Below are 9,411 nucleotides of genomic sequence, written 5' to 3' on the forward strand. Positions count from 1 at the left end.
CGAGGCACCGCAAGGCGAGGTCGAGACCGCCATCGCCAGCATCTGGGCCGAGGTGCTGCAGCTCGACCGCGTGGGGCGCCACGACAACTTCTTCGAACTCGGCGGCCATTCGCTGCTCGCCGTGAAGGTCGCTTCACGCATGCGCCATGCGGGATTGCGCGTGGACGTCAACGCGCTCTTCGACACGCCATCCCTGGCCGAATTTGCCGCATGTGCCAGCAGCGAGGAGCAGGCGGTCGAGGTGCCACCCAACGGCATTCCGCCGGGATGCGAACGCATCACGCCGGACATGCTGCCGCTCATCCGGCTGGCGCAGGAAGACATCGACCGCATCGCGGCAAGCGTCCGCTCGGGTGCTGCGAACATCCAGGACATCTATCCGCTCGCGCCGCTGCAGCAGGGCATCCTCTTCCATCACCGCACCAGCGAGAGCGACGTCTACCTTGCCCCCGCGATGTTCGCGTTCGAGTCGCGCACAAAGCTCGATGCGTTCCTGTCCGCCTTCCAGGCCGTGGTCGATCGGCACGACATCCTGCGCACCTGCATCGTGTGGGAAGACCTGCCTGAGCCGGTGCAGGTGGTGCTTCGCCACGCACGCCTGCCGGTGCAGGAAGTGGTGGCCGACCCCGAGGCAGGCGACGTGGCCGCGCAACTGCGCAGCCGCTTCGATCCACGCCGACACCGCATGGATGTGACCGACGCGCCGCTGATGCGCCTGTTCGTGGCCGAGGACGCCGCCAACGGACGCTGGGTCATGCTGGTGTGGCTGCACCATCTCGCGATCGACCACACCACGCTTGACAATCTCCAGCACGAGATCCAGGCGCACCTGCTCGGCCAGGCCGAACGGCTGCCGACGGCGCTGCCCTTCCGCAACTTCGTGGCCCAGGCGCGCCTGGGCGTGGCGCAGGACAAGCACGAGGCCTTCTTCCGCGAGATGCTGGCCGACATCGACGAGCCGACCGCGCCCTTCGGTCTGCTCGACGTGCAAGGCGACGGCTCGCTGATCGACGAGACGACGCTGCCCGTCGACGATGAACTGGCGGCCCGGCTGCGTGCACGCGCGCAAGCCCTGGGGGTCAGCGTCGCGAGCCTGTGCCACCTGGCCTGGGCCCAGGTGCTCGCACGCATCACGGGACGCCGCGACGTGGTCTTCGGCACCGTCCTTTTCGGCCGCGTGCAAGGCGGCAGCGGCGCCGAGCGGGTGCTCGGCCTGTTCATCAACACCTTGCCGCTGCGCGTCGAGGTGGGAGCCGCCACGCCCGAGGAGGCCCTGAAGCAGACGCACCAGCGGCTGTCGCGCCTGATGCGCCACGAGCACGCATCGCTCGCGCTGGCCCAGCGCTGCAGCGGGGTCAGCCCGCCCACGCCGCTGTTCAGCGCCTTGCTGAACTACCGTCACAGCGCCGCGGCCGTGCAGACGAATGCCGACGCGGAAGACGCCTGGCGCGGCATCCAGCTCCTGAGCGCCGAGGAGCGCACCAACTACCCGTTCACGCTGTCGGTCGACGACCTGGGTACCGGCTTCATGCTGACCGCCCAGGTGCAGCAGCCCGCGGACCCGAGGCGGGTGTGCGCGATGATGCACACGTCGCTGCATGGACTCGCCGACGCGCTGGACGACTCGTCCTCGCAGCCCATCCATCGCCTCGAGGTCCTGCCGCCTGACGAGCATCGCCTGCTCGTGTCGCAGTGGAACGAAACCCGCGTGGACTTCCCGCGCCATGCCTGCGCGCACGAGCTCATCGAAGCGCAGGCGGCGGAGCGACCCTCCGCGACCGCCCTGGCGATGGGCGATTCGGTCTTGAGCTACAGCGAGCTGAACCAGCGGGCGAACCGCCTGGCCCGCCACCTGCGCGATGCCGGCGTGCGACCCGACACGCGCGTGGCCATCTGCATGGAACGCAGCTTCGAGATGGTGATCGGCCTGCTGGCGGTGCTCAAGGCCGGCGGCGCCTATGTGCCGGTCGATCCGGCATATCCGGCGCAGCGCATCGCCTACATGCTGGAAGACAGCGCACCGTTGGCCGTGCTCACGCGGGGCGCTCTGCATGAAGAGTTGCGCGCCGCCATCGATGGTGCATCGGCCGGCAGCGTGCCGGTGCTGGACCTTCTGGCCGGTGATCCGGCGTGGTCGGCGCAGCCAGCGCACGACCTCTCGCGTGAGGAGACCGGCCTCACGCCCAAGCACCTGTCCTACGTCATCTACACCTCCGGCTCCACCGGTCGGCCCAAGGGCGTGATGATCGAGCACCGCGGCCTGGTGAACTACCTGTCGTGGGCGGACCGCGCCTACACGCCGGATGATGGCTCTGTGGTGTCGTCCTCGCTCTCCTTCGACGCCACCATCACCAGCGTGTTCACGCCGTTGATCCGCGGCAGCGTGGTCCGGCTGCTGCCGGATGGCCGCGAGGTCGACGACCTCGAAGCCCTGCTGGCATCGTCGCCGGCCGGCGGCCTGGTCAAGATCACCCCTGCGCACCTGGACGTGCTTGGACATCGGCTTCGCGCTGCAGGCGTGAGGCCCGCGGTGGGCATGCTCGTGGTCGGTGGCGAAGCGCTGGCACCAGCCACCGTCAAGCTGTGGCGCGGCCTCCAGCCGGGGGTGCGCGTGGTCAACGAGTACGGTCCGACGGAAACCGTGGTGGGCTGCATCGTCTACGAGGTGGATCCCGACGAAGTGCCGGACGGCAACGTGCCGATCGGCCGCCCCATCGCCAACACGCAGATCTACCTGCTCGACGCAGACGGCCGCCCCGTGCCCGTGGGCGCCACCGGCGAGATCCACATTGGCGGCGCCGGCGTGGCGCGCGGCTACCTGAACCGGCCGGAACTGACTGCCGAACGCTTCGTGCCCGATCCGTTCAGCGCCGAGCCCGGCGCACGCATGTACAAGACCGGCGATCTCGCACGCCATCGACCCGATGGGCAGATGGAGTACCTGGGCCGCAACGACTTCCAGGTCAAGCTGCGCGGGTTCCGCATCGAGCTGGGCGAGATCGAGGCGCGGCTGTCACAGCATCCGCAGGTGCGCGAAGCGGTGGTGATCGCCCGCGAGGACAGCCCGGGCGACAAGCGCCTCGTGGCCTACGTGGTGGGCGACGCTGCGCAGGCCCAGGCCCTGAGAGAGCACTTGGCCGCTGCATTGCCGGACCACATGGTGCCCGCCGCCTACGTGCAGCTCGATGCGATTCCGCTCACGCCCAACGGCAAGGTGGATCGCAAGGCGCTGCCCGCACCGGACGGCACCGCCTATGTGGCGCGCGGCTACGAGGCGCCGCAGGGCGAGGTCGAAGCCGTGCTCGCGCAGATCTGGGCCGAGGTGCTCAAGCTCGATCGCGTCGGCCGCCACGACAACTTCTTCGAGCTCGGCGGCCACTCGCTGCTGGCGGTGACCGTGCTGGAGCGCATGCGCCGCGCCGGCCTGCAGGCCGATGTGAGGCGGCTCTTCGACAGTCCCACGATCGCGGCACTGGCCGTCGGCGTGGCCGACCCACAGGCCGTGGTGACCGTGCCGCCGAACCGCATCCCCGCGGGGTCGCGCAGCATCACGCCCGACATGCTGCCGCTCGTGCAGCTGGCGCCCGAGCAGATCGAACGCATCGTCGCCATGGTGCCGGGCGGGGTGGCGAACGTGCAGGACATCTATCCGCTTGCGCCACTGCAGGAAGGCATCTTCTTCCATCACCTCATGGGAAGCGAGGGCGACCTGTACCTGCAGCATGCGCTCTTCGCGTTCTCTGAACGGCCGCAGCTTGACCGCTATGTCCAGGCACTGCAGGCCGTGGTCGACCGCCACGACGTGCTGCGCACGGCGGTGTGCTGGGACGGCCTGCCCGAACCGGTGCAGGTCGTGTGGCGCCAGGCGCCGCTGGAGCTGCGCACCGTGCCGCTTGATCCGGGCACGGATGCCGCCGCGCAGTTGCTCGAGCGCTTTCATCCACGGCGCTACCGCATTGGCCTGGACCGCGCACCGCTGCTGCAACTGATCGCCGCGCACGATGCCCGGAACTCGCGCTGGCTCATGCTGCTGCTGTTCCATCACCTCGCCGGAGACCACACGGCGCTGGACGTGATCCAGGGCGAGATCCAGTCGCTGATGGCCGGCAAGGGCCAGGCGTTGCCGCCGCCCGTGCCGTTCCGCAACTTCGTGGCACAGGGGCTGCTGGGCGTGGCGCCGCAGGAGCATGAGGCCTTCTTCCGCGGCATGCTCGGCGACATCGAGGAGCCGACCGCGCCGTTCGGTCTTGCCGACGTGCTCGGCAATGCCGCGCAGGTGGAAGCCCGGCGCGCCTTGGCACCCGAGCTTGGCGCACGGCTGCGCCGCTGCGCGCGAACGCTCGGCGTGAGCGCGGCCAGCCTGCACCATCTCGCCTGGGCGCAGGTGCTCGCGCGTGCCACCGGCCGAGACGACGTGGTCTTCGGCACCTTGCTCTTCGGCCGGATGCAAGGCGGCGCGGGTGCCGACAGTGCGGTGGGCATGTTCATCAACACCTTGCCCATCCGCATCTCGGTGGACGACACGCCGGTGGGGCAATGCGCGAAGGCCGTCCACGCGCGGCTCGGTCAGCTGATGCGCCACGAGCATGCGTCGCTGGCGCTTGCGCAGCGCTGCAGCGCCGTCCCCGCGCAGACGCCGCTGTTCAGCGCCTTGCTGAACTTCCGCCACAGCCCGTCCGCCGCGCCGCTCGACGCGGAGATGGCCAGCGTATGGCAAGGCATTGAACTGCTCGATGGCGAGGAGCGGACGAACTATCCGCTGACGATGTCGGTGGACGAGGTCGACGACGGCTTCGTTCTCAGCGCGCTGGTCCAGGCGCCGCTGGATCCGCAGCGCATCTGCGACAGCATGGAAACCGCGCTCGCACAACTGGCCGATGCGCTGGAGCACGCGGCGGACACACCGGTGAGCCACATCGACGTGCTGCCGGCGCAGGAGCGGCAGCGGCTGCTGGTGGACTGGAATGCGACGCAGGTGGACTTCCCGCGCGACCCCTGCCTGCACGAGCTCTTCGAGCAGCAGGTGCTGCGCTCAGGCGATGCCGTCGCGGTGGCCGATGGGCACCGGCGTCTCGGCTACGCAGAACTCAACCGCCGGGCCAACCAGCTCGCGCACCATCTGCGCCGCCTGGGCGTGGACGCGGACGACCGCATCGCCGTCTGCGCCGAGCGCAGCCTGGAGATGGTGGTGGCCCTGCTGGCCGTGCTCAAGGCCGGTGCAGCCTATGTGCCGCTGGACCCGGACCATCCGCTGGACCGACTGGCCGCCATGTGCGAGGACTGCGCGCCCACGGCCGTGCTGGCCGACGACGGCATCGCTCAGCCGGTGCTCGAGCGCATCGACGCCGCCTTGTCGTCGCGCGGCACGCAGGTGCCCGTGTTGAGGCTGCAATCCGACGCAGGCCGCTGGGCCCACGAACCGGAGGACAACCCCTGCGCGTCCGACATCGGCCTGGCTGCGCACCACCTGGCCTACGTCATCTACACCTCGGGCTCCACCGGGACGCCCAAGGGCGTGATGAACGAGCACCGCGGCGTGGTGAACCGCCTCTTGTGGATGCAGCAGGCCTATGGCCTCGGCGCGCACGACGCCGTGCTGCAGAAGACGCCTTTCAGCTTCGACGTGTCGGTGTGGGAGTTCTTCTGGCCGCTGCTCCAGGGCGCGAGACTGGTGATGGCACGCCCCGGCGGGCACAAGGACCCGGCCTACCTGTGCGAAGTCATCCAGGAGCATCGCATCACCACGCTGCACTTCGTGCCTTCGATGCTCCAGGCCTTCCTGGCGCATCCCGACATGGGCGGCTGTGCGAGCCTGCGCCGCGTGGTGTGCAGCGGCGAAGCCCTGCCGCCGGCGTTGGCGCGGCAATGCCGGCAGCGGCTGCCGCAGGCCGGCCTGCACAACCTCTACGGCCCGACCGAGGCGGCCGTCGACGTCACCGCCTGGACGTGTCCGCGCGAAGGTCCGGTCGACGTCGTTCCCATCGGCCGTCCCATCGCCAACACCGCCATCTACCTGCTCGACCCGCGCGGCCGACCGGTGCCGCAAGGCGCGATCGGCGAGCTTCACATCGGTGGCGTGCAGGTTGCGCGCGGCTACCTCCACCGTCCCGAGCTCAGTGCCGAGCGGTTCATCGTCGATCCGTTCAGCGCCGAGCCCGGCGCCCGCATGTACAAGACCGGCGACCTGGCGCGCCACCTTCCGGACGGCAACATCGAGTACCTCGGACGCAACGACTTCCAGGTCAAGCTGCGCGGCCTGCGCATCGAGCCTGGCGAGATCGAGGCAGTCCTCATGCAGCATCCCGGCGTGGCGCAGGCCTCGGTGGGCGTGAAGGACTACGGCGACAACGACCGGCGCCTGGTCGCCCACGTCGTTGCGTCGAGCCGGCGCGCGAAGCTGGTGCAGCGCCTGCTTAGCATGCAGCGCCGCGACCCGCAAGGAACGGTGAACCGCATCGAGCTGCCCAACGGCTGGCCGATGTTCCACAAGAACCAGGGCGAGACCGAGTTCATCTTCCAGGAGATCTTCGTCCAGCAGGCCTACCTGAAGTACGGCCTGGCCATTCGCGAGGGCGACTGCATCTTCGACGTCGGCGCCAACATCGGCATGTTCACCTTGTTCGCCGCCCGGCAGGCCCGCAACACCCGCGTCTATGCCTTCGAACCGTTGCCGCCTCTGTTCGACACGCTCGAACGCAATGCCGAGCTGCACGGCCTGGATGCCAAGCTGTTCCGCTGCGGCCTGGCGGCCAGCGCGGGGCATGAGGTCTTCAGCTTCTATCCGCACAACACCGTCATCTCCAGCAGCCGGACCACGCCGGAACAGGCGCGCGAGATGGTCAAGGCCTACCTGCGGACGGTGGCGCTCGACAAGGACAAGGACGCGAAGGACGAGTTGGTCGACGAGCTGCTCGACACGCGCCTGGACGTCGAGCACCACGAATGCGAACTGCGCACGCTGTCGCAAGTCATCCGCGATGAGAACGTGCAGCGCATCGACCTGCTCAAGATCGATGTCGAGAACGCCGAGGCGCAGGTGATCGCGGGGATCGACGATGCCGACTGGCCGAAGATCCGGCAGATCGTTGTCGAGGTCCACGATGTCGACGGACGCCCATGGCAGATCGCTGACCTGCTGCACGCCAAGGGGTTTGCCGTGAGCATCGAGCAGGACAAGGCCTTGCACGGAACGCGCCTGTACAACCTGTACGCCGCGCGTCCCCAGGAGACGCCGGACACGGCCGGGGAGGACGAGGCCGGCGTGGCTGAGGCGATCCGGCCGCTTTGGCATTCGCCCGAGGCCCTGCTTGCCGACTTGAAGGCCCACCTGGCCAGCCAGCTGCCCGAGCACATGGTGCCCAGCGCGTTCGTGCTGATCGACGAGATGCCGCTCACGCCGAGCGGCAAGCTCGATCGCAAGGCGCTCCCCGACCCGGCCGGCCCTGCGCCGTCATCGCTGGCCTACGTGCCGCCGCAAGGCGATACCGAGGCCGAGATGGCGGCGATCTGGGCCGCCATCCTGCAGACCGACCGGGTGGGGCGGCACGACAACTTCTTCGAGCTCGGCGGCCACTCGCTGCTGGCGACCAAGCTGATTGCGCGGCTGCGGCACGAGATGGACATCGACCTGCCGCTGCAAAGCCTGTTCGCCGCGCCAGACCTGGCCTCGTTCGCCGAGCTGACGCTCGACGCACGGCTGGCGAAATACTCCACGGAGGAACTCGACGCGATGTCCAGCGAACTCTGAAGCTACGGCTTCTCGTAGCGGTGCCCGCGGGGGCGGTTGCTACGCTGCCTCGCATGCTGAACTCATGACGAAGGCGCACCGTGTTCTCGTCGAAACAGCTGTCCGTCGAGCAGCGTGAACATCTGCTGAGAATCGCGGAAGCGGCCAAGCCCAGGCGCAGGTCGCCTTCGAACCTGCCGATCGTTCCCGCGGCGCGCGACAGCGCACTTCCGCTGTCGTTCGCACAGCAAAGATTGTGGTTCCTGGCCCAGATGCCGGGGGTGAGCGAGGCCTATCACATCCCCCTGGGCCTGTCGCTGCGCGGCCGCCTGGACCGCTCGGCCCTTCGGCGCGCGCTGGATCGCATCGTGGCCCGGCACGAGGTGCTGCGAACCACCTTCGAGGTCGTCGATGGCGCGCCGGTGCAGCGCATCGCGGCGGCGGACATCGGGTTCGCACTCGAAGACATCGATCTTCGCCACCACGAGGATCCGCAGGCGCAGGTGCAGCACCACGCCGAGGAGGAAGCAGCCAGGCCCTTCGACCTGCAGGCCGGCCCGCTGGTGCGGGGGAGGCTGTTGTGCCTGGGCGAGCACGAGCACGTGTTGCTCGCGACGATGCACCACGTCATTTCCGATGGCTGGTCGCTCGGCCTGTTGACCAGCGAGCTGTCGAGCCTGTACGTGGCGTTCTCGCAAGGCGCAGCAGACCCGCTTGCACCGCTGGGCGTGCAATACGCCGACTTCGCGGCCTGGCAGCGCCAACGTGCCGACGCAGGCGAGCTGGCGATCCAGAGCGCCTTCTGGAAGCGAACGCTGGCCGGCGCACCGCCGCTGCTGGAACTGCCGATGGACCGTCCGCGGCCGTCGGAGCAGGACCACGCTGGCGCGTCGGTGGTACTCACGCTGGACCGTTCGCTGGTGGCCGAGCTGAAGGCACTGTGCGCGGCGCAAGGTGCCACGCTGTTCATGGCCTTGCTGGCGGGCTGGGCACTGCTGCTGGGGCGCCTGTCGGGCGCGCGCGACCTGGTGATCGGCACGCCGGTGGCGAACCGCAACCGCACCGAACTTGAACCGCTCATCGGCCTGTTCGTCAACACGCTCGCGCTGCGCGTCGAGCTTGACGACGCCTCGACGGTGGAGGACCTGCTGCGGCAGGTCAAGTCCCGGAGCCTGGAGGCGCAGCAGCACCAGGACCTGCCGTTCGAGCAGGTGGTCGATATTGCCAACCCGCCGCGAAGCCTCGCGCACACGCCGCTCTTCCAGGTCATGTTCGCCTGGCAGAACCTGCAGGTCGGGACGCTGCAATTGCCCGAGCTCACGCTGGGCCCGGTCGGTGGCCGCGGTGAGATCGCGAAGTTCGACCTGACCCTCACGCTCGGCGAGGCCGATGGCGGTGTGGCCGGTGCCCTCGAATACGCGACCGCCTTGTTCGACCGTGCCACGGTGCAGCGTTATGCGGGCTACCTGGTCCGCATCCTGAAGGCGATGTCGAGCGGCGCCCGGCGCATGCTGGGCGAGCTGGAATGGCTGGATGACCAGGAGCGCGAGCGAGTCTTGCAAGGCTGGAACGAGACGCGTCGGCCGTACGAGCGCGATCGCTGCGTGCACGAGCTGATCGAAGCGCGTGCTGCGATGCAAGGGCAGGCGACGGCGCTGGTGCAAGGCGAACACAGCCTGAGCTAC

The 9,411-nt window shown here is 69.0% G+C and carries 2 protein-coding genes; both read left to right on the forward strand.

All coding sequences use genetic code 11. The features are described 5' to 3' along the window. Nucleotides 1-7,747 (forward strand): non-ribosomal peptide synthetase (locus DZC73_RS29435; protein ID WP_124543974.1); only part of this gene is annotated, 7,747 nt, incomplete at its 5' end. Between the two features lie 80 nt (nt 7,748-7,827). After that, nucleotides 7,828-9,411, forward strand: a 1,584-nt coding sequence (locus DZC73_RS29440) for a condensation domain-containing protein (protein ID WP_235835332.1), incomplete at its 3' end; no start/stop codon positions are given.

Origin of the sequence: Rhizobacter terrae, from assembly GCF_003852895.1 — a bacterium.
GTDB classification, from domain to species: Bacteria; Pseudomonadota; Gammaproteobacteria; order Burkholderiales; family Burkholderiaceae_C; genus Albitalea; species Albitalea terrae.